The 20,723-nt window shown below is 72.4% G+C and carries 20 protein-coding genes; 7 read left to right on the forward strand and 13 right to left on the reverse strand.

Going from position 1 to position 20,723, the window contains the following annotated elements:
- Positions 1–4 precede the first annotated feature (4 nt).
- Both O7604_RS25010 and O7604_RS25015 read right to left on the reverse strand, forming a co-directional pair.
- The gene (locus O7604_RS25010; protein WP_281577993.1) at positions 5–1,012 is read right to left on the reverse strand and encodes a YafY family protein; all 1,008 of its coding nucleotides are present in this window, start codon (positions 1,010–1,012) and stop codon (positions 5–7) included.
- Positions 1,009–2,007, reverse strand: a complete 999-nt coding sequence (locus O7604_RS25015; RefSeq protein ID WP_269706439.1) for a WYL domain-containing protein — start codon at positions 2,005–2,007, stop codon at positions 1,009–1,011. The genes O7604_RS25010 and O7604_RS25015 overlap by 4 nt, the downstream gene beginning before the upstream one ends.
- Positions 2,008–2,111: 104 nt before the next feature.
- On the opposite strand from O7604_RS25015, the gene O7604_RS25020 reads away from it, so the two are divergent.
- Both O7604_RS25020 and O7604_RS25025 read left to right on the forward strand, forming a co-directional pair.
- Complete coding sequence (locus O7604_RS25020) at positions 2,112–3,104, forward strand: cation diffusion facilitator family transporter (protein WP_281577994.1); 993 nt, start codon at positions 2,112–2,114, stop codon at positions 3,102–3,104.
- Positions 3,105–3,149: 45 nt separating this feature from the next.
- A complete protein-coding gene (locus O7604_RS25025; RefSeq protein ID WP_281577995.1) occupies positions 3,150–4,235 on the forward strand; it encodes a DUF3866 family protein in 1,086 nt (361 codons plus the stop codon).
- 59 nt (positions 4,236–4,294) lie between these two features.
- On the opposite strand, the gene O7604_RS25030 is transcribed toward O7604_RS25025, so the two are convergent.
- The 8 genes from O7604_RS25030 to arc form a co-directional block, all read right to left on the reverse strand.
- Positions 4,295–4,513: a hypothetical protein gene (locus O7604_RS25030; protein ID WP_269706443.1), complete on the reverse strand. Its 219-nt coding sequence runs from the start codon at positions 4,511–4,513 to the stop codon at positions 4,295–4,297.
- A 59-nt stretch (positions 4,514–4,572) separates the two neighbouring features.
- A complete protein-coding gene (gene pafA, locus O7604_RS25035) occupies positions 4,573–5,931 on the reverse strand; it encodes a Pup--protein ligase (RefSeq protein ID WP_269706444.1) in 1,359 nt (452 codons plus the stop codon).
- A gap of 149 nt (positions 5,932–6,080) precedes the next feature.
- Positions 6,081–6,914 (reverse strand): proteasome subunit alpha, encoded by an 834-nt coding sequence (gene prcA / locus O7604_RS25040; protein WP_269706445.1) that lies wholly within the window; start codon positions 6,912–6,914, stop codon positions 6,081–6,083.
- 55 nt (positions 6,915–6,969) lie between these two features.
- Entirely contained in the window at positions 6,970–7,809 is an 840-nt protein-coding gene (gene prcB, locus O7604_RS25045) for a proteasome subunit beta (protein ID WP_181726645.1), read from the reverse strand.
- Positions 7,728–8,009: an endonuclease domain-containing protein gene (locus O7604_RS25050; protein WP_269706446.1), complete on the reverse strand. Its 282-nt coding sequence runs from the start codon at positions 8,007–8,009 to the stop codon at positions 7,728–7,730. Before O7604_RS25050 ends, prcB begins: the two co-directional genes overlap by 82 nt.
- Positions 7,987–8,193, reverse strand: a complete 207-nt coding sequence (locus tag O7604_RS25055) for a ubiquitin-like protein Pup (protein ID WP_030504127.1) — start codon at positions 8,191–8,193, stop codon at positions 7,987–7,989. Before O7604_RS25055 ends, O7604_RS25050 begins: the two co-directional genes overlap by 23 nt.
- 107 nt (positions 8,194–8,300) lie before the next feature.
- Positions 8,301–9,818 carry a depupylase/deamidase Dop gene (gene dop / locus O7604_RS25060; protein WP_348650995.1) on the reverse strand — a complete coding sequence of 506 codons (1,518 nt, stop codon included), beginning with the start codon at positions 9,816–9,818 and terminating at the stop codon, positions 8,301–8,303.
- 166 nt (positions 9,819–9,984) lie between these two features.
- Entirely contained in the window at positions 9,985–11,766 is a 1,782-nt protein-coding gene (arc, locus tag O7604_RS25065) for a proteasome ATPase (protein WP_269706447.1), read from the reverse strand.
- Between the two features lie 177 nt (positions 11,767–11,943).
- On the opposite strand from arc, the gene O7604_RS25070 reads away from it, so the two are divergent.
- The gene (locus O7604_RS25070; RefSeq protein ID WP_269706448.1) at positions 11,944–12,237 is read left to right on the forward strand and encodes a ferredoxin; all 294 of its coding nucleotides are present in this window, start codon (positions 11,944–11,946) and stop codon (positions 12,235–12,237) included.
- Between the two features lie 70 nt (positions 12,238–12,307).
- Here the strand turns inward: O7604_RS25070 and O7604_RS25075 are convergent, their stop codons facing one another.
- The 3 genes from O7604_RS25075 to O7604_RS25085 all read right to left on the reverse strand — a co-directional run bounded on the left by O7604_RS25075 (position 12,308) and on the right by O7604_RS25085 (position 15,055).
- Positions 12,308–12,880, reverse strand: a complete 573-nt coding sequence (locus O7604_RS25075) for a hypothetical protein (RefSeq protein ID WP_013476950.1) — start codon at positions 12,878–12,880, stop codon at positions 12,308–12,310.
- A 175-nt stretch (positions 12,881–13,055) separates the two neighbouring features.
- Positions 13,056–14,000, reverse strand: a complete 945-nt coding sequence (locus O7604_RS25080) for a tRNA (adenine-N1)-methyltransferase (protein WP_281577996.1) — start codon at positions 13,998–14,000, stop codon at positions 13,056–13,058.
- Positions 13,997–15,055, reverse strand: a complete 1,059-nt coding sequence (locus O7604_RS25085) for a M50 family metallopeptidase (protein ID WP_281579998.1) — start codon at positions 15,053–15,055, stop codon at positions 13,997–13,999. The genes O7604_RS25080 and O7604_RS25085 overlap by 4 nt, the downstream gene beginning before the upstream one ends.
- Before the next feature lie 216 nt (positions 15,056–15,271).
- Between O7604_RS25085 and O7604_RS25090 the strand changes: the two genes are divergently transcribed.
- From O7604_RS25090 to O7604_RS25105, 4 genes are all read left to right on the forward strand, one after another.
- Positions 15,272–16,174, forward strand: coding sequence for a PD-(D/E)XK nuclease family protein (locus O7604_RS25090; RefSeq protein ID WP_269707097.1), 903 nt, complete (start codon positions 15,272–15,274; stop codon positions 16,172–16,174).
- 284 nt (positions 16,175–16,458) lie between these two features.
- Positions 16,459–17,142: a response regulator transcription factor gene (locus O7604_RS25095; protein WP_281577997.1), complete on the forward strand. Its 684-nt coding sequence runs from the start codon at positions 16,459–16,461 to the stop codon at positions 17,140–17,142.
- Positions 17,143–17,403: 261 nt separating this feature from the next.
- Positions 17,404–18,168, forward strand: a complete 765-nt coding sequence (locus O7604_RS25100; RefSeq protein WP_269706451.1) for an ABC transporter ATP-binding protein — start codon at positions 17,404–17,406, stop codon at positions 18,166–18,168.
- Entirely contained in the window at positions 18,168–20,717 is a 2,550-nt protein-coding gene (locus tag O7604_RS25105; RefSeq protein WP_269706452.1) for an FtsX-like permease family protein, read from the forward strand. The genes O7604_RS25100 and O7604_RS25105 overlap by 1 nt, the downstream gene beginning before the upstream one ends.
- The last annotated feature ends 6 nt before the right edge of the window (positions 20,718–20,723 follow it).

The following is a 20,723-nucleotide window of genomic DNA, read 5'->3' on the forward strand; positions in this document are numbered from 1 at the left end:
CAGCCTATCGGGTGACGCCGGCGGCCGCCGGGTCGGCGCTGCCGGTCGGGGTGGCGTACGCGTCGAGCGCGGCCACGGCCTGGGCGCGTACCTGCTCGGCCAGCTCGGCCGGCGCCACCACCGTCACCTCCGGGCCCAGCCCGAGCACGAACCGCCGGGCCCATCCGATGTCGGTGACGCGCAGCGACACCAGCCACTGCTCGCCGTCGGCCTCGACCCGCTCGCACGGGTAGTACTCGGTGATCCACCGCTCGCCCCGCCCGATCCGCAGCGTGATCAGCGGCAGGTCAGCCGACGGACGGAACACGCCGTCGCGCAGATCGTGCGGGCGGGCCTGCGGCGGCACCACCGCCTGCTCCGGCAGCTCGGTCACCGCGTCGATGCGGTCGGCCCGGAAGAGCCGCACGCCCTCGGCGCGGCGGCACCACGCCTCCACGTAGGCCCGGCCGCCGACCATCAGCATCCGCAGCGGGTCGATGGTGCGTTCGGTGGTCTCGTCCCGGGCCGCCGTGTAGTAGGTGATCCGCAGCGCCCGGCCGCGCTCGACGGCGGCGCGCAGCTCGCGTACCCGTGCGCTGTCTCCGGGCAGGCGGACCTCGACCGGCGCTCCGGCCAGGTCACCGGCGGCGTTCTCGATCTTGGCCAGCGCCCGCTCGACCGCTTCCCGGTTGGCCACGCCGGGCGTCTCGGCGATCATCCGCAGCGCCACCACCAGGGCCAGGGCCTCGTCCGGGGTGAGCCGCAGCGGCCGGTCGATGCCGGCGTCGTAGGTGATGGTCACCCGGTCGCCGTCGAACGCCATGTCGATCAGGTCGCCGGGGCCGTAGCCGGGCAGCCCGCACACCCAGAGCAGTTCCAGGTCCTCCCGGAGCTGCTTCTCGGTCACCCCGAGGTCGTGCGCCGCCTCGGCGATCTCGATGCCGGGGCGGGCCAGCAGGTAGGGCACCAGGTTGAGCAGCCGGGCCAGCCGGTCGGCGGAGGCACGGCCCGCGCGGGCCGCCGGGCGGGTCACCGGGCACCCCCGGTCACGGCCAGCTCGTCGTGGCGGGCGGCGACCTCCTTGAGCCGCTGGATGACCGCCTCCCGCACCTCCGGTGGTTCCAGCACGCGGACGTCCGGGCCGTAACCGACGATCTGGCCGGCCAGGTAGTCGGCGTCGGCGTACGGCAGCACCAGCCGGTCGCCGTCCGGACCGGCCTGGCACTCCACCGCCCAGCGGCGCAGCCCGGCGGCGCGCCCCGGAGCGGCCAGCACCGTCGCGCGGCCGGTGCGTTCCACCGGACCGGACCAGCGGGCCACGTGGCTGATCAGGTCGACCCCGGCCGGCGGCTCGTAGGCGCCCGGCTCGCCGGTGGCCCGGACGGCGCCGACCACCCGGGACAACCGGAAGCAGCGGGTCGCGTCGCGGTCCAGGTCGTGGCCGACGACGTACCACCGGCCGCGCCAGCAGACCACGCCCCACGGCTGGACCCGGCGGCGGGTGGGCGCGTCGCGGTCCGGCACGCGGTAGTCGAACCTGACCTCGCGCCGGTCCCGCGCGGCGGCGGTGAGCGGCGCGAACGCCGGGTCGACGGTGACCATCGGTTCCAGGCCCAGCGTGGCCTGCGGATCGACGTCGATGCCGGCGGCGCGCAGCTTCGCCAGCCCCGACGACGCGGCGGCGGCCAGCCCGGCGTGCTGCCACAGCCGGGCGGCGATGCCCACCGCTGCTGCTTCGTCCGGTTCGAGCGGGATGTCGGGCAACGCGTAGGCGCGTGGCGCGATCCGGTAGCCCGGCTCGGCGTCGAAGACGCTCGCCGTGCCGGTCTCCAGCGGCACCCCCAGCTCACGCAGCTCGGCCTTGTCGCGCTCGAACTTGCGCTGGAACGCCTCGTGGTCCTTCGCGTCGTCCGGGTCGTGCTCGTAGCCGGGCACGGTCGCGGCGATCTGCGCGGCGGTCAGGAACCGTCGCGTCGACAGCAGACAGATCACCAGGTTGACCAGGCGTTCGGTACGGGTCCGGGACACGTGCAAACGCTAGCAGCCCGCGCGTGGCGCGCGGGCACCCGCGCGGCGCGGCGCGGGTGTCTTCCCGACCGGCGGCGGGCATCGACCGGTCATAGGGTGATCGCATGGCGGAACCGGAGGTCAAGACCGAGAGCGTCGGCACCGTCGTGGTGGCCGGCGCGGCGAACCTCGCCATCGCCGTCGCCAAGCTGGTCGCGGGCCTGCTCTCCGGCTCCGCGGCGATGCTGTCCGAGGCCGCGCACTCGCTCGCCGACACCACCACCGAGGTGCTGCTCTACCTGGCGCTGCGCCGGGGCGCACGGCCCGCCGACACCCGGCACCCCTTCGGGTACGGCAAGGAGAGCTACGTCTGGGCGTTCCTCGCCGCGCTGTTCACCTTCGTCGCCGGGGCGGGCTTCGCCGTCACCCACGGCGTCACCAGCATCCTGGTGCACGAGCACAGCGGCGAGTACCTCGTCGCGTACGTGGTGCTGGCGGTCTCCTTCGCGATCGAGTCGGTGTCGCTGGCCCGGGCGGTCCGGCAGGTGCGCGGCGAGTCGCGCCGCTGGGGCACCACCCCGCGCCGCTACCTGCGCCTGACCGCCGACACCACCGTCAAGGCGGTCTTCCTGGAGGACAGCGCCGCGCTGATCGGCCTGCTGATCGCCGCCGGCGGGCTCACCCTGTCGCACCTGACCGGCGACGAGCTGTACGACGGGATCGCCTCGATCCTCATCGGCGTGCTGCTGCTGGTCGTCGCCGTCGTCCTGGCCCGCAGCAACATCTCGCTGCTGGTCGGCCGCTCCGTCTCCGACCGGCTGCACCGGCGCATCGAACGGGAGCTGGCGGACGTCCCGACCGTGGACCGGGTCGACACGCTGATGACCATGTTCCTCGGCCCCGACGACATCCTCGTCGCCGCCAAGGTCGACTTCCGGGACGACGCCACCGGCGCCGACATCGAGGCCGCCGCCGACGAGGCCGAACGCCGGCTCACCGGCCACTTCCCGGAGATCGGGTACGTCTTCCTCGACCCCACCCGGTCCCGTTCGGCCGGCCGGACCGCCCGCACCACCCAGGACGAGGCGGGCCGCCCGCTCGACGACCGGAACCCCTGACCCCGCCCGGGCGTCGTCGCGGCGGCGGCCGATACCGTGCACCGCATGGTGCGATGGCGGTCCGGCACGGTCACGGCGGTACGGCGACGGTGGGCCGGCGCTGCCGAACTCGACGTCGAGCTGCCCGACGGCGTCCGGATGCGCGCCCTGGCCTACCCGGCCCTGGTCGGTGAGCCGGAACCCGGCGACCGGGTGCTCCTCAACGCCGGTGCGCTGCTGATGGGCCTCGGCACCGGCGGCTACGCGCTGGTCGTGGCGCTGCCCGACCGGCTGCCCCCGGACCCGCCGCAGGCCGGCGACAACCGCGACGCCGGGCACCTGGTGAAGGCCCGCTACACGCCGCTGCAGCCGATCCTGCTCGGCGTGGACGAGGAGGCATCACCGCACCACGACCGGCTCGCCGCCGCCGACTCGGTCGACGGCATGCCCGTGGTCACCGCCGATCTGCACTCCGCGCTGCCGGCGATCCTGGCCGGGGTACGCGCCGACGCGCCCGACGCCCGGGTCGCGTACGTGCTCACCGACGGCGGGGCGCTGCCGGCCTGGTTCTCCCGCACCCTGGCCGGCCTGGCCGGGCACCTCGCCGGCACGGTGAGCGTGGGCCAGGCGTTCGGCGGCGACCTGGAGGCGAGCACGCTGCACAGCGGCCTGCTCGCCGCGCGGCACGTGCTCGGCGCCGACCTGGCCATCGTCGCCCAGGGCCCCGGCAACCTCGGCACCGGCACCCGCTGGGGCTTCTCCGGCGTCGCCGTCGGCGAGGCGGTGAACGCGATCGCCACGCTGGGCGGGCGCCCGGTCGGCTCGCTGCGCATCTCCAACGCCGACGCCCGGCCCCGGCACCGTGGCGTCTCCCACCACAGCCTCACCGCGTACGGCCGGGTCGCGCTGGCCCCCGCGGAGCTGGTCGTGCCGGACGGTCTCGACCCCGGCCTGGCCGCGGAGGTCGCCGCGGCGCTGACGCCGCTGGCCGACCGCCACCGGATCGTCACCGTGCCCGCCGAGGGCCTCGACGCGGCGCTGCGGGCGAGCCCGGTCGGCCTGTCCACGATGGGCCGGGGCCTGGACGCCGACCACGCCTACTTCCTGGCCGCGGCCGCCGCCGGCCGGTACGCCGCCGGCCTGCTGACCTGACCGGCGCGCCCCGCCGCCAGGCGCGTGGCCGGCGTCGCGGGACCGGGCCGGCGCGGCGGTCAGCCGAGGAAGATGATCAGCCCGAGCCAGGCACCCACGATGAGCGCCAGCGCCGCCGCGAGCACCCAGGTCGGCACCGTGTAGTCGCCACGCCTGTTGCGCTCGATCTCGGCGCGGATCTTCTCCCGCCGACGGTCGATCCAGTTGAGCTTCTCGGTGCCGTCGCGGTCCGAGGACGTCTCGCGGCCGGGCCCACCGGCGGATTCGGAAGTGTTCATCGCGACGCCAGCGTACCCGTGGGCGGGCGGCCGGTGCCGCGCACCGGCCGCCCACACGATCACATGCTGGCGATCAGCCGTTCCACCCGCTCGTCGTAGGCCCGGAACGGGTCCTTGCACAGCACCGTGCGCTGCGCCTGGTCGTTCAGCTTCAGGTGCACCCAGTCCACGGTGAAGTCGCGCCGCTTCTCCTGTGCGTGCCGGATGAACTCACCGCGCAGCCGCGCCCGCGTCGTCTGCGGCGGCGTCTCCTTCGCCTCGAAGATCTCCGGGTCGGTGGCCACCCGGTCCACCTCGCGACGACGCTCCAGCAGCCCGTACAGGCCGCGGCCGCGCCGCAGGTCGTGGTAGGCCAGGTCCATCTGCGCCACCCGCGGGTGCGACAACGGCAGGTCGTGCTTGCGCTGGTAGCGCTCGATCAGCTTCAGCTTGGTGACCCAGTCGATCTCCCGGGCCACCGGGTCCAGATCGCCGGTCTCGACCGCGCGCAGCACCCGGCCCCACAGCTCGACCACCCGCTTCGCGGTCTGGTCGCCGCCCCGGCGCTCCACGAACTCCGTCGCCTTGGCCAGGTATTCCTGCTGGATCTCCAGCGCCGAGACCTCCTTGCCGGAGGCCAGCCGCACCTTGCGCCGGCCGGTGATGTCGTGCGACACCTCGCGGATGGCCCGGATCGGGTTCTCCAGCGTCAGGTCGCGCATCACCACGCCGGCCTCGATCATCCGCAGCACGATGTCGGCCGTGCCGACCTTCAGCAGCGTGGTGACCTCGTTCATGTTCGAGTCGCCGACGATCACGTGCAGCCGGCGGTAGCGCTCCGCGTCCGCGTGCGGCTCGTCCCGGGTGTTGATGATCGGCCGGCTGCGGGTGGTCGCCGAGGAGACGCCCTCCCAGATGTGCTCGGCCCGCTGGGACAGGCAGTAGACGGCGCCGCGCGGCGTCTGCAGCACCTTGCCCGCGCCGCAGATCAGCTGCCGGGTGACCAGGAACGGGATGAGCACGTCGGCCAGCCGGCCGAACTCGCCGTGCCGGGACACCAGGTAGTTCTCGTGGCAGCCGTACGAGTTGCCGGCCGAGTCGGTGTTGTTCTTGAACAGGTAGATCTCGCCCGCGATGCCCTCGTCGTGCAGCCGCTTCTCCGCATCGACGAGCAGCCCCTCCAGGATCCGCTCACCGGCCCGGTCGTGGGCCACCAGGTCGGTCACCGAGTCGCACTCCGGAGTCGCGTACTCCGGGTGCGAACCGACATCGAGATAGAGGCGGGCGCCGTTGCGGAGGAACACGTTGCTCGACCGGCCCCACGACACCACCCGCCGGAACAGGTACCGCGCGACCTCGTCGGGGGACAGTCGGCGTTGCCCGCGATAGGTGCAGGTGACGCCGTACTCGGTTTCGAGGCCGAAGATTCGCCGCTCCATGATGAGACATTAGCCGCCCGGAGCCTCCGATGGGCAGCGCCGGCGCTCGCCGCTTGCGATCTCCCTCGCGCGGGCCGGGGAGGCGGCGGGCTCCGTACGCGAAAGACCCCGCCACCTCGGCGAGGTGGCGGGGTCCGCGAGCGCGGATCTCACTCGGCGGGCTTGTCCTCCGCGTTGCCCTCCAGATCGGCCGAACCCGCCGACGTGGTCGGCTTCTTCGCCTCCTCCGTCGGCACGGCCGGCGTCTTCGCCCGGCCCGGCGCCGGGGCGGTGTCGGCCTCGGCGTCGCCGTCCAGCAGCGCGGTGAGCGCAGCGCCCGTCACCCGCCGGAAGGTACGCCCCACCCGGCGCCGGTCCAGGACCGCCACCTCCAGCTGGTTCGCGGCGATCGTCCGGGCCGCCCCGCCCTCACCGCCGACGCTGCTCAGCGCCTTCATCGCGGCGCGCACCGCCTCGGACAGCGACATCTCCGGCCGGTGCTCGTTCTTCAGCACCCCGCTGATCGCCTCGGCCTGACCACCCATCGCCATCCGGCCCGGCTCGTCGTTCACCGAGCCGTCGTAGGTCACCCGGTAGAGGGAGTCGTCCTCGGCGGTGGCGCCCACCTCGGCCACGCAGATCTCCACCTCGAACGGCTTCGACTGCTCGGTGAAGATCGCGCCCAGCGTCTGCGCGTACGCGTTCGCAAGCGCCAGGCCGGTCACGTCCCGGCGGTCGTAGCTGAGCCCGTTGAGGTCGGCCATCCGCACGCCCGCGCGGCGCAGGTTCTCGAACTCGTTGTACCGGCCCACGGCGGCGAAGCCGATCCGGTCGTAGATCTCGCTGACCTTGTGCAGCGTGCTGGACAGGTTCTCGGCGACGAAGAGCACCCCGCCCGCGTAGCTCAGGACCACCGCGCTGCGGCCCCGGGCGATGCCCTTGCGGGCCAACTCGGAGCGGTCGCGCATGATCTGCTCGGGCGAGGCGTAGAACTGCATGGCCACGGCGGCGGTTCTCCTTCTGCGGGACTGCTGACTCGGTGGACGGTGCGGAGCGGCCTCAGCCGCCGGGGTTCTCCATCCGGCCGGACACCACGCTCTCCGCGATCGCCGCCGTCTCGGCGTCGGTGAGCCGGTGGGTGCCCTCGGCGGTAGCGGTCATCACGACCGGGTAGATCCGCCGGGTCAGGTCGGGGCCGCCGGTGGCGGTGTCGTCGTCCGCCGCGTCGTAGAGCGCCTCGACCGCCAGCCGCGTCGCGTCCTCGACCGACAGGCCGGCCCGGAACCGCTTCTTCAGCGCGGACTTGGCGAACAGCGAACCGGAGCCGATGGCGTCGTAACCGGTCTCCTCGTACGGGCCACCGGTCACGTCGAAGCTGAAGATCCGCCCGGCCCGCGCCGGGTCGCTCGCGGCCAGGTCGAAGCCGGCGAACAGCGGGATCACCGCGAGGCCCTGCATGGCCGCGCCCAGGTTGCCGCGGATCATCGACGCCAGCCGGTTGGCCTTGCCGTCGAGCGAGAGCATCGCGCCCTCGATCTTCTCGTAGTGCTCCAGCTCCACCTGGAACAGTCGCATCAGCTCGATGCCGATGCCGGCGGTGCCCGCGATGCCGACGAGCGAGTACGCGTCGGCCGGGTGCACCTTCTCGATGTCGCGCTGGGCGATCAGGTTGCCCATCGTGGCGCGCCGGTCGCCGGCCATGACCACGCCGCCGGCGGCCGAGATGGCCACGATGGTGGTCGCGTGCGGCGCCATGTCGGCGGCCATGCCGGGCGGCAGCGGCCGACGGCCGGGCAGCATCTCGGGGGCCACCTTGCTCAGGAACGCTGTGAAGGAGGACGTCCCCGCGTTGGTGAACACATCTGGAAGACGCCCGGATGGATCAAAACCCGCTGCCACGTGGTTCCTCTCAGGTACGTGATCGCCCCGGCCGGCCCCAAGGGAGCATCCCGGGACCGGCCAAGACCACCGTTGCAGTTGAAGCAGATTATCCCCCGCACCCGTCCGGTGCGATCATCGTGGTGCCGGCGGTTGACGGCCCGCCCGTCGCCCTGGCGGGCGAAACGGACATATGCCTCACTGGCCGCCCTTTTGTACATATCCCCGAACGAACTCCTCGGCGTTCTCCTCCAGGACGGAGTCGATCTCGTCGAGCAGGTCGTCCACGTCCTCGGTGATCTCGGCGTGCCGCTCGGCCACCTCGGGGTTGGCCTCAGCGGTGACCTCGTCGACCTCCTCGCGGGACTTGCCGGACTGGGTCTGCCCACCCTCTTGCGTCGCCATGGTGGTGCCTCCTCCACGATCGCCTGCGATCAACTTACCTCGCGGGAGCGACGAAAGGCCCGTCGCGTGCCCGTTTCCGGCACCCGGCGGGCCTTCCGGCATCGGGGTCACCCGCTGGTGAGCGTCTCCAGCAGATCCTTGGCGCTCTCGCAGCGGTCGAACAGCTCGCCGACGTGCGCGCGGGTGCCCCGCTCGGGCTCCATCATCGGCACCCGGACCAGCGACTCCCGGCCCACGTCGAAGATGACCGAGTCCCAGCTCGCGGCGACCACCTCGGAGGCGTACCGGTCCAGGCAGCGGCCGCGGAAGTAGGCCCGGGTGTCCTCCGGCGGCTCGGTCATCGCGGTGCGCGTCTGCTCGTCGGTGAGCAGCGTCTTCATCGAGCCGCGCTGCACCAGGCGGTGGTAGAGGCCCTTCTCCGGCCGCACGTCGGAGTACTGGAGGTCGACCAGTTGCAGCTTGTGCGAGCCCCAGCCGAGCTTCTCCCGCTCCCGGTAGCCCTCCAGCAGCCGCAGCTTGGCCACCCAGTCCAGCTCGTCGGCGCACTCGAACGCGTCCCGGCCGAGCCGGTCCAGCACGCTCTCCCAGCGGCGCAGCACGTCGGCGGTCTGCGCGTCGACGTCCTTGCCGTAGCGGTCGTCCACGAAGGAGCTGACCCGCTCCAGGTACGCCCACTGCACGTCCAGCGCGGTGAGCTTGCGGCCGTCGCGCATCCGCATCAGGTGCTTGAGCGACGGGTCGTGGCTGACCGCGCGCAGCTCGGCCACCGGGTCGGCGATGCCCAGGTCGGCGCCGAGGGCCTTCTCCTCGATCATGGCGAGGATCAGCGAGGTGGTGCCGACCTTGAGGAACGTGGAGATCTCGGAGAGGTTGGCGTCGCCGATGATGACGTGCAGCCGGCGGTACTTGTCGGCGTCGGCGTGCGGCTCGTCGCGGGTGTTGATGATGGGCCGCTTGAGCGTCGTCTCCAGCCCTACCTCGACCTCGAAGAAGTCGGCCCGCTGGGAGATCTGGAAGCCGCTCTGGCCGCCGTCCTGGCCGATGCCGACCCGTCCCGCGCCGCAGACGATCTGCCGGGTGACGAAGAACGGCGTCAGGTACGCCACGATGTCGGCGAAGGGCGTCTGCCGGCGCATCAGGTAGTTCTCGTGCGCGCCGTAGCTGGCGCCCTTGTTGTCGGTGTTGTTCTTGTACAGGTGGATCGGGTGGGTGCCCGGGATGGTCGCGGCGCGGCGGGCCGCCTCGGCCATCACCCGCTCCCCCGCCTTGTCCCACCGCACCACGTCGAGGGGGTTGGTGACCTCGGGTGTGGAGTACTCCGGGTGGGCGTGGTCGACGTAGAGCCGGGCGCCGTTGGTGAGTATGACGTTGGCGAGCCCGAGGTCCTCGTCGGCGAGCGCCTCGGCCGGGTCGTACGCGGCACCGGAGTAGGTGAACCCGCGGGCGTCGCGCAGTGGCGACTCCTCCTCGTAGTCCCAGCGGGCCCGGCCGCCCCGGTTGAGTTCCGGCCGCGCCCCGTAGGCGTTTACCACCTGGGAGGAGGTGACCATCGGGTTGGCTCCGGCCTGGCCGGGCACGGAGATGCCGTACTCGACCTCGGTGCCCATGATCCTTCTGACGCTCATCGACCTGCCCGCTCCGCTCGCCGTCCCGGTCCCCGTCATGTCGAGCGTAGTCGGCGTGACGCGCGCAGGGGGCGTGGCGGCAGCGCCGGGTCCGGTGTGGCGGCGTGCCTGAGGACGCGCGGAGGCCCGCGGCGCGTACGCCACGGGCCTCCGTCGAGCGGTCGGACTACAGGTATTGACCGGTGTTGCTGGCGGTCTCGATGGACCGGCCGGCCTCGGTGCCCTTGCCACCGGAGACGAGCGTGCGGATGTAGACGATCCGCTCGCCCTTCTTGCCGGAGATGCGGGCCCAGTCGTCGGGGTTGGTGGTGTTCGGGAGGTCCTCGTTCTCGCGGAACTCGTCGACGCAGGCGTCGAGCAGGTGCTGCAGGCGCAGACCCTTGCGCCCGGAGGTGAGGAACTCCTTGATGGCCATCTTCTTGCCCCGGTCGACGATGTTCTGGATCATCGCGCCGGAGTTGAAGTCCTTGAAGTAGAGGACTTCCTTGTCGCCGTTGGCGTAGGTGACCTCGAGGAAGCGGTTCTCCTCGGTCTCGGAGTACATCCGCAGGACCACCGCGTCGATCATCGCCGCGACGGTGGCCTGGGCGTCGCCGCCGTGTTCGGCCAGGTCGTCGGCGTGCAGTGGCAGGCCGGCGAGGATGTACTTGGAGAAGATGTCCTTCGCCGCCTCGGCGTCCGGCCGCTCGATCTTGATCTTCACGTCGAGCCGGCCGGGGCGCAGGATCGCCGGGTCGATCATGTCTTCCCGGTTGGAGGCGCCGATGACGATGACGTTCTCCAGGCCCTCCACGCCGTCGATCTCGCTGAGCAGCTGCGGGACGATGGTGTTCTCCACGTCGGAGGAGACGCCGGAGCCGCGGGTGCGGAAAACGGAGTCCATCTCGTCGAAGAACACGATCACCGGCGTGCCCTCACCGGCCTTCTCCCGCGCCCGCTGGAAGATCAGCCGGATGTGCCGCTCGGTCTCGCCGACGTACTTGTTGAGCAGCTCGGGGCCCTTGATGTTGAGGAAGAAGCTGGTGTGCCGGTCCTTCCCCTCCCGCTCGGCGATCTTCTTGGCCAGCGAGTTGGCCACCGCCTTGGCGATGAGCGTCTTGCCGCAGCCGGGTGGGCCGTAGAGCAGGATGCCCTTCGGCGGCCGGAGCTGGTGCTCGCGGAACAGGTCGGAGTGCAGGAAGGGCAGTTCCACCGCGTCGCGGATCTGCTCGATCTGCGAGTGGAGGCCACCGATGTCCTCGTAGTTGACGTCGGGCACCTCCTCGAGGACCAGTTCCTCGACCTCGCTCTTGGGGATCCGCTCGTACGCGTACGCCGAGCGGGGCTCGATCATGAGCGAGTCACCGGCCCGGATCGCGCTGCCGATCAGGGTCTCGGCGAGGTGCACGATCCGCTCCTCGTCGGAGTGCGAGACCACGAGTGCCCGGTCACCCGGAGCGCCCTCGGGGCCCGCCAGGATCTCCTTGAGCATCACCACCTCGCCGACCCGCTCGTAACCGAACGCGTCGACGATGTTGAGCGCGTCGTTGAGCAGGACCTCCTGGCCACGGCGCAGCTCGTCGACCTCGAGCGACGGCGAGACGGCCACCCGGAGCTTGCGCCCGCCGGTGAACACGTCCACCGTGCCGTCGTCGTGCTTGGCCAGGAACACGCCGTAGCCACTCGGCGGCTGGGCGAGACGGTCGATCTCCTCCTTGAGCGTCACGATCTGCGCGCGAGCCTCCTTGAGGGTGCTCACGAGCCGTTCGTTGTTCTCGGTCAGCCGTGCCAACTGCGCCTGGGTGGCCGCCAGCCGCTCTTCGAGCTGCCGGACGTGTCGGGGGCTTTCGGTCAACTTGCGCCGCACCAGAGCGAGTTCCTCTTGCAGGAACGCGACCTGCGTGGAGAGATCGTGGGCTTCCTTTTCCCACCGTGCGGCGCGCGAGTCCGCGTCGTCGCTGCGTGCCACGTCCCACCTCCCCGGGGGGCTTGAACGTTCTGACCTAACACTAGCCGCTATGAGCCCGATTCGGTCCACAGCAACGCGCTCGTCACCGAAGCTTGATCGCGAAGGGCTGGTCGCGGGGTGGGTACGGGCGTTCGGGTACCGTCGGAGCGTGGGACGGGAGAACATGGGGGGTGCTTCGTGACCGACGTCGCGACCGACCAGTTGCAGGTCTGGGTGGATCAGGACCTCTGCACCGGTGACGGGCTCTGCGTGCAGTACGCGCCGGAGGTCTTCGAGTTCGACGTCGACGGCCTGGCGTACGTCAAGGGGCCGGACGGCGAGCTGCGGCAGGCCGCCGGTGCCCGGGTGGATGTGCCGGAACACCTGCGCCTCGAGGTGATCGACTCGGCGAAGGAGTGCCCGGGCGAGTGCATCCACGTCGTGCGCGGCAGCGACGGCGTCGAGGTGGCCGGCCCGGAGGCCGACGACTGAGGCGGAGACGGACACGACGGGCCGGGGACGCACGTCCCCGGCCCGTCGCGCTTTCCGTGTCCAGGACCGGTCAGAGCAGGGGCCGGCCGACGACCGAGGCGACCAGCCGGGCGAACTCCTCCAGCCGGGCGATCTGCCCGGCACCGCCGTCGTCGAGGGTCTTGCCGAAGCGCAGCGCGTCGTGCCGGGGCGCGCCGATCGCCTCGTCGCTGGGCGGCGCCTCGTCCAGTGAGCTGAGCAGCAGGTAAACGTCGATGCTGTCGACCCGTACGGTGCCGTTGTCGGCGCGCATGAGCCGCCGCCGGCACCCGACCTCGGTGACGGTGGACAGCGGGACCACCCGCAGCGAGGAGGTCATCGCGCCGGGCGGCCCCTCCCCCGGCGGCACGTCCTCACCGTGCCAGAGCACCAGCCGGCTGCCGTCGCAGACGACCACTTCCTGCCACACGCCGTTGACCTCGTTGACGAAGCGTTCCAGCGTGAAGCCGAGCACCGAGGCGCCGCGCAGTACGCCGTCGAGCGCCTCCAGCGCGATGTCCGGGTCACGCAGGTACGCCCGGGCGGCCGACTCCAGGTCGGTGTAGGGCGACCAGTCCGGGAAGACTGCGGGCAGGTCGCCGTTGCCGTAGCCGGGGTTGCTCACGCCGCCTCCCGCCGACCCGCGCCGCGGCGCCGCCATCGGTTTCGGTCACCGGCACGGGCGCGCCGCCCGACGCGCGCCCCGATCCGCTCGCTCATGCCACCGTCTCCACCCGCTCAGGTGTCGTCCCCACCGGCACACATGATCCGCCCGTGCGCGCGCGCCCGCGCGGCGGGGGTCAGGACTCCTCCGGCTCCGTCGCCGCGCGGGCCGCGGCGGCGGCGCGCAGGGCGTCACGGCGCTGCGCGTACGCCTCGGCGCCCTTGCTGGGCTTGCGCCGGCGCGGCGGCGCGGTGACCCCGGGGGCGAGCTTGCGCGCGGAGACGAGGAACGCGGTATGGGCGATCATCCGGTGGTCCGGGCGGACCGCGAGCCCCTCGGCGTGCCAGTCGCGCACCAGCGACTCCCAGGCGCGCGGCTCGGTCCAGCCGCCGCGCTCGCGCAGCGCCTCGACCAGCTCGGACAGCTGCGGGGTGGTGGCCACGTAGCCGATCAGCACGCCGCCGGGCACGAGCGCCCGCTCGACCATGTCGAGCATCTCCCACGGGGTGAGCATGTCCAGGATGATCCGGTCGAATCCGGTCTCGGCGCAGTCGGCGACGTCGCCGACGTGCAGGTTCCAGGCCGGGTGCGGACCGTTGAAGAACGCCTCGACGTTGCGGCGGGCGATCTGGGCGAAGTCGTCGCGTACCTCGAACGAGTGCAGCTCGCCCTCGGTGCCGACGGCCCGCAGCAGCGAGCAGGACAGCGCGCCCGACCCGGCGCCGGCCTCCAGCACCTTGGCGCCGGGGAAGATGTCGCCCATGGCGACGATCTGCGCCGAGTCCTTCGGGTAGATCACCTGGGCGCCGCGCGGCATGGACAGCACGTAGTCCGACAGCAGTGGCCGCAGCGCCAGGAACGCGGTGCCGCCGCCGGAGGTGGTGACCACGCTGCCGTCGGGCAGGCCGATCAGGGTGTCGTGCTTGAGGATCCCGCGGTGGGTGTGGAACTCCTTGCCGGGCTCCAGCGTCACGGTGTGCATCCGGCCCTTCGGGTCGGTGAGCTGGACCCGGTCGCCGGGCCGGAACGGCCCGCGGTGGACCGGGGGCAGCGCCGGGACGGTGGAGATCTCTGCGGTCACGTGTTCGTCTTCCGTTCGGGTTCCAGGAGCTGGGCGAGATCCGCGATGTGCAGCACGCCGACCACATCTTCGCCTGCCGTCACGACGTACTGCGCGCCCGGGTGGGTGCGCACGGTCTCCAGCACCCGCTCGCCGTCCGCCCCGGCCGGCAGGGCCGGCACGGCGGACAGGTCGCGGGCCACCTCGTCCACCGCGACCCACGGCCTTCGTTCCGGGGGTACGGCGGCGACGCGGGCCGGGTCGACCAAGGCGACGGTACGGCCGGCCGAGTCGACCACGCCGAGCGCCGCCCCGGTGGTGCCCGCCTCGTCGCGGCGGCGCTGGGCCTCGGCCAGCGGTGTGCCGGTGGGCACGGCGAGCACCGGGCGGGCCAGCCGGGCCAGGTCGACCAGGTGCAGCCGCCGGCCGATGCGGGCCATCCGGATCGACTGACCGGCGCCGCGCCACAGCGTCAGCGCGACGAGCAGCAGCAGCGGCAGGGCCAGCGGGGCCAGTGCCCGGCGCATGGTGAGCACCACGACCAGCACCAGCGTGCCCAGCGCGACGGCCCGGCCCACCCAGCCGGCCACCTCGGTGCCGCGGTGCCGGTCGCGGGTGAGCGCCCACACCGCGGCGCGCAGCGCCCGCCCGCCGTCCAGCGGCAGCCCGGGCAGGCTGTTGAAGATCGCCACCACCACGTTGCTGACCGCGAGCTGGAAGGCGAGCTGGTGGCCGAGCGTGCCGGCGGGCAGGGCGAGGGTGGCGGCGACCGCGCCGGCGCCGAGCACCGCGGACACGGCCGGGCCGGCCAGGGAGATCAGCAGCTCGGCCCGAGGGCTGGGGGCGTCGCGGTCCATCTCGGTGTACCCGCCGAGGAGTTCCAGAGTGATCCCCCGCACACCGATGCCGTACCGGCGGGCGGTCAGCGCGTGCCCCAGCTCGTGCAGCAGCACGGAGCCGAGCAGCGAGATCACGAACCCGAGGCCGACCAGGTAGCCGCCGAGCGGGCCGAGGTCGAGCTGGCGGCGGGCCAGCGCCGCGTACAGCACGGTGACCACGACGGTGAGCAGCAGCATCGAGGCGTCGACGCGCAGCGGTACCCCGAGGACCCGGCCGAGGCTGAGCCCCGGCCGGCGGGGTCCTCGGCTCCGCTGCTGCACCGGCTCGATGCTACGTGAGGGCGTGGACCGGGCCGCCTCGGCCGCGAACCGGGGATCCGATCATGCTCCGGTGCGGCGGCGCCGGCCCTGTCACACGCGTGCCCTAACCTTCCGGGCATGACGGCGGAACCGATGATCGACAGTCCCGGTGACCAGACGGCGGCAGCGGCGCCGGTCACGGTGCGGGCCTCGTTGTCACCGTCGCGGGCGGCCGACTTCAAGACCTGCCCGCTGCTCTACCGGTTCCGCAGCATCGACCGGCTGCCCGAGCGGCCCACAGTCGAGCAGGCGCGGGGCACGCTCGTGCACGCCGTGCTGGAGCGGCTGTTCGACCTGCCGGCCGCCGCGCGCACCCCGGAGTCCGCCGGTGATCTGGTCGCCCCGCAGTGGGACCGCCTGGTCACCGAGGAGCCGGAGCTGGCCACGCTGTTCGCCGACGGCGACGCCGTCGGGCCGCAGGAGTTCCTCCGGTCGGCGACGGCGCTGCTCGACGGCTACTTCGCGGTGGAGGACCCGCGCCGGCTGGAGCCGGCCGAGCGCGAGGCGCTGATCTCCGCGGTGGTGGACGACGAGTTGCTCATCCGGGGCTACCTCGACCGGCTCGACGTCGCGCCGGACGGCGCGCTGCGGGTGGTCGACTACAAGACCGGCGGGGCGCCGCGGGAGGCGTTCGAGGCGCGGGCGCTGTTCCAGCTCAAGTTCTACGCCCTGGTGCTGTGGCGCACCCGTGGCGTGGTGCCGCGGGTGCTGCGTCTGCTCTACCTCAAGGACGCCGAGGTGTGCGACTACGCCCCGGACGCCGAGGAGCTGGTGCGCTTCGAGCGCACCGTGGTGGCGCTGTGGCGGGCGATTGAGCAGGCCACCGCCCGGCAGGACTTCCGTCCCCGGCCGAGCCGCCTGTGCGACTGGTGCAACCACCAGGCGTTGTGCCCGAGCTATGGCGGGACGCCGCCGCCGTTCCCGACGCCCGCCGCCGCGCCCGACCCGCTGGTGGACGCCCGCTCCCGCCCGGCGCCACCGGGCGCCGACGAGTAACCCCACCCCCACCCCCTCCTCCCCCACCGCAGCGCGGCACCGACGCGGTGATCATGAAGTTGACCGCCTCGGGAAGCGTTTTCCCACCGGCCAACCTCATGATCATCGAGCGATGGGGCGGCCGGGGCGGGGCGCGGCTCGGGCGGGTGCGGCCATCCTGCGGGAACGTGATGACCTGGCCGGGGCGCGGGCGGTCGCCGCCCTCTACCGTGGGTGCGGCCGATCCCGCGCCGGGTCGGCGCGGGTGTCCGGCCGGAGGGCCGCCCGGACGACGAGGGGGACGCATGACCGAGGGCGCCGTGTCCCGGCCGGTGCGGGTCCTGCTCGCCGACGACCAGCCGCTGCTGCGTACCGGATTCCGGATGGTGCTCGGCGCGGAGGACGACCTCGACGTGGTGGGTGAGGCCGGCGACGGCGCGGAGGCGGTGGAGCTGTCCCGGCGGCTGCTGCCCGACGTGGTGCTGATGGACATCCGGATGCCCCGTCTGGACGGCGTGGCCGCCACCCGGGCGATCGTGTCGGCCCGGCTGCCGGTACGCGTGCTCGTGCTCACCACGTTCGCGCAGGACGAACACGTCGTCGGATCGCTGCGCGCCGGGGCGAGCGGCTTCCTGACCAAGGACGTGCCGGCCGAGGACCTCGTCGCGGCGATCCGCACGGTGGCCGCGGGCGGCGCGGTGATGTCCCCGCGCGTCCTGCGCCGGCTGCTGGACCGCTTCGCCCCTATGCTGCCGGACCCGTCCGCCGCGCCGGCGCGGGCGCTGGAGCCGCTTACCGACAGGGAACGCGAGGTGCTCACCCACATGGCGCGCGGACTGTCCAACGCGGAGATCGCCCGGGTGCTGTCGGTCAGCGAGACCACCGTGAAAACCCATGTCGGGCATGTGCTGACGAAGCTACGGTTACGCGACCGGGTGCAGGCCGTCGTGCTCGCGTACGAGACGGGTCTGGTCCGTCCCGGCGGGTGAGGTGGCGCGGGTCACCTACCGTGACCAGCGGCGGGGCTGATGTGTTGACCATCACGCCAGGTAAGGGCCTGACGTCGGCGCCGCCGACCGGTCAGGGGTCACCCTGAGCCCGGATGGGGGGCGACCCTCAGCGGAAGATCGGCGCGGATTCCACCCCAGGTCGGAGGGATTTCGGCCTCTCGACCTCGAGGATGGATTCCGCCGCACCGGCCAGCGGGGGCGGTGCGGCAGCAGAACGACCATACGGAAGAGGTAGATGACGTGACCGCGACGGTAGGCCGAGAGCAGGCCGCGGCCCGGGCGAACGATGTGTGGAAGGTGTACGGCAGCGGCGAGGCGCAGGTCGTCGCCCTGCGAGGGGTGAGCGCCGAGTTCGAACGCGGCCGGTTCACCGCGATCATGGGGCCGTCGGGCTCCGGGAAGTCCACACTGATGCACTGCCTCGCGGGTCTGGACACGGTGACCAAGGGCACCGTGATGATCGGCGACACCACCGTGACGGGTCTCAACGACGCGGGTCTGACGAAGCTGCGCCGCGACAAGGTGGGCTTCATCTTCCAGCAGTTCAACCTGCTGCCGACGCTCACCGCGCAGGAGAACATCCTGCTGCCCCTGTCGATCGCCGGGCGCAAGCCCGACCCGGCCTGGTACGACGTCGTGATCGACACGGTCGGCCTGCGGGAGCGGCTCGGGCACCGCCCGGCGCAGCTCTCCGGCGGCCAGCAGCAGCGCGTGGCGTGCGCCCGGGCGCTCGTGGCCCGTCCCGAGGTGATCTTCGCGGACGAGCCGACGGGCAACCTGGACTCCCGCTCCGGCGCCGAGGTGCTCAAGTTCCTGCGCAACTCGGTGCGCGAGCACGGCCAGACCATCGTCATGGTCACGCACGACCCGACCGCCGCCGCGTACGCCGACCGGGTGGTCTTCCTCGCCGACGGGCAGATCGTCTCGGAGCTGATCGAGCCGACCGCCGAGACGGTGCTGGACACGATGAAGAAGCTGGACGCCCCGGTCGAGGTGGGCAACTGATGCTGCGGGCAACGCTCAAGAGCCTGCTGGCGCGCAAGCTGCGCCTGCTTCTGTCCGGGCTGGCGGTGGTGCTCGGCGTCATGTTCGTCTCCGGCGCGTTCGTGCTCACCGACACGCTCGGGCGGTCCTTCGACGCGGTCTTCGCCGACGCGTACGCCGAGGTCGACGTGAGCGTCGAGGCGAAGCCGAAGATCGACGTCTCCACGGCCGAGGGGATGCCGCTGAGCACCCCGCTGCCGGCATCCGTGCTCGACCAGGTCAAGGCAGCGCCCGGCGTCGCCGACGCCAAGGGTGTGGTCGCCGCCGACGGCGCCCGCATGATCGGCAGCAACGGCAAGGTGGTCACCTCGTTCGGTCCGCCGCAGCTGGGCCAGAACTGGCTCGGTGAGAGCGACCTGGTGGAGATACGCGAGGGCCGCGCGCCGCAGGCCGACGACGAGATCGTGATCAACACCTCGCTCGCCGAGGCGGGCAAGGTCAAGGTCGGCGACCGGGTCGGTGTGCTGACGCTCGCCCCGAAGAAGGAGTTCACGCTCGTCGGCGTGTTCGGCTACAGCGGCGGCCGGGACTCGATCGGTGGCGCCAACGAGATCTACTTCACCACCCCGGTGGCGCAGCAGCTGATGCTGGGCAAGCCGGACATGTTCAGCAACATCAGCGTCCAGGCCGCCGACGGCACCACGCCGGCCGCGCTGCGCGACGAGCTGGCCCGCACGCTGGGCACCGGCTACCAGGTCAAGACCGGCGAGCAGCTCGCCGACGACGCCTCGGCCGGCCTCAAGGAGGGGCTGTCGTTCTTCAACAAGATCCTCCTCGGGTTCGCCGCGGTGGCGCTGCTGGTCGGCACGTTCCTGATCCTCAACACGTTCTCGATCATCGTGGCGCAGCGCACCCGTGAGCTGGCCCTGATGCGGGCCATCGGGGCCAGCGGCAGGCAGGTCATCGGCTCGGTGGTGCTGGAGGCGCTCGCGGTCGGCCTGATCGCCTCGGTGCTGGGGCTCGCCGCCGGCATCGGCGTGGGCGCGCTGCTGGCGTACCTGTTCGGTCAGCTCGCCGGGGGTCTGACCCTGGCCGGGCTGGGCGTGCCGGCCTCGGCGGTGATCGGCGCGTTCGCGGTCGGCATGCTGATCACGGTGATCGCCGCGCTCCTGCCGGCGCTGCGCGCCTCGCGCATCCCGCCGATCGCCGCGATGCAGGACGTCGCCACGCCGGACCGGCCGCTGACCAAGGTCACCATCGGCGGTGCGGTGGTCACCGGCATCGGCGCGGTGCTGCTGTTCCTCGGTCTCGGCGGGCACGCCGGCGACAGCACCCTGGCGACCATCCTCGGTGGCGTGCTGTTCGCGTTCATCGGGGTGGCGCTGCTGACCCCGGTGATCAGCCGGCCGGTGGTCTCGCTGCTCGGCACGCTGTTCTCCTGGTCGGTGCCGGGCAAGCTGGGCCGGCTCAACTCGGGCCGCAACCCGCGGCGCACCGCGATCACCGCGGCCGCGCTGATGGTGGGCATCGCCCTGGTCACCGGCGTAACGGTGATCCTGGACTCGGCCAAGGGCAGCATCGGCAAGCTGGCCGAGGACAACATCAAGGCGGAGCTGGTGATCTCCGGGTCCACGACCGGGCCGCGTCCGGCGAGCTTCGACCCGGCGGTGCTGGAGAAGGCCGCCGCAATTCCCGGCGTGCGGATGGTCTCCGGCGAGTACGGCGACATGGGCGTGGTCGGCGGCGAGCGGACCTGGGTGGCCGCGTCGAGCAACGTGGCCGCGCTCCAGCAGATCTTCGGGGCGAAGGCCGCCGCCGGTGACATCAGCACCCTCGCGCCGGACCAGATGCTGGTCAGCTCCGACACCGCGAAGGCGCGCAACCTCTCCGTCGGCTCGACGGTGCCGGTGCAGCTGTCCCGCGGTGAGGCCCGCACCTACACGGTCAGCGGCATTTACGAGAGTTCGCAGCTGACCAACCCGGTGACGCTGCCGCCGCAGGCCGCGGCGGACTTCGCCATCCCGCAGCCCATCCAGGGCTTCCTGCAGCTCGCCCCCGGCACGTCGGTGGACGCGGTGCAGCCGCAGGTCGAGCGACTGCTGGCGGACAGCCCCGAGGTGTCGGTGGCGGACCGGGCCGCGTTCATCGAGCAGCAGACCGGGCAGCTGGACTCTCTGCTCCAGATGATCCAGATCCTGCTGGCGCTGGCCATCGTGATCGCGGTGCTGGGCATCATCAACACGCTCGCGCTGTCGGTGCTGGAACGGACCCGGGAGCTGGGTCTGTTGCGGGCGATCGGCCTGCGCCGCGCCCAGACCATGCGCATGATCACGGTCGAGGCGGTGGTGATCTCCATCTTCGGCGCGCTGCTGGGCGTGGTGGTCGGCACCGGTCTCGGCGCGGCGGTGGTCGAGGCGCTCAAGGACGAGGGCATCACCGACCTGGTCCTGCCGTGGGGTCAGATGGTGACGTTCCTGATCCTGGCCGCGATCATCGGCGTGGTCGCGGCGGTCCTGCCGGCGATCCGCGCCGCGCGGATCAACGTCCTGGGCGCCATCGCCCACGACTGACGTGAA

This window comes from Micromonospora sp. WMMA1947 (assembly GCF_027497355.1).
GTDB lineage: Bacteria > Actinomycetota > Actinomycetes > Mycobacteriales > Micromonosporaceae > Micromonospora.

Coding starts and splice junctions, on each gene's coding strand:
- O7604_RS25020 (WP_281577994.1), top strand. CDS start 2,112: ATGGCGGAACCGGAGGTCAAGACCGAGAGCGTCGGCACCGTCGTGGTG.
- O7604_RS25025 (WP_281577995.1), top strand. CDS start 3,150: ATGGTGCGATGGCGGTCCGGCACGGTCACGGCGGTACGGCGACGGTGG.
- O7604_RS25030 (WP_269706443.1), bottom strand. CDS start 4,513: ATGAACACTTCCGAATCCGCCGGTGGGCCCGGCCGCGAGACGTCCTCG.
- pafA (WP_269706444.1), bottom strand. CDS start 5,931: ATGGAGCGGCGAATCTTCGGCCTCGAAACCGAGTACGGCGTCACCTGC.
- O7604_RS25050 (WP_269706446.1), bottom strand. CDS start 8,009: ATGTACAAAAGGGCGGCCAGTGAGGCATATGTCCGTTTCGCCCGCCAG.
- O7604_RS25055 (WP_030504127.1), bottom strand. CDS start 8,193: ATGGCGACGCAAGAGGGTGGGCAGACCCAGTCCGGCAAGTCCCGCGAG.
- dop (WP_348650995.1), bottom strand. CDS start 9,818: ATGAGCGTCAGAAGGATCATGGGCACCGAGGTCGAGTACGGCATCTCC.
- O7604_RS25085 (WP_281579998.1), bottom strand. CDS start 15,055: ATGCTGCTGCTCACCGTCGTGGTCACCGTGCTGTACGCGGCGCTGGCC.
- O7604_RS25090 (WP_269707097.1), top strand. CDS start 15,272: ATGATCGACAGTCCCGGTGACCAGACGGCGGCAGCGGCGCCGGTCACG.
- O7604_RS25095 (WP_281577997.1), top strand. CDS start 16,459: ATGACCGAGGGCGCCGTGTCCCGGCCGGTGCGGGTCCTGCTCGCCGAC.
- O7604_RS25105 (WP_269706452.1), top strand. CDS start 18,168: ATGCTGCGGGCAACGCTCAAGAGCCTGCTGGCGCGCAAGCTGCGCCTG.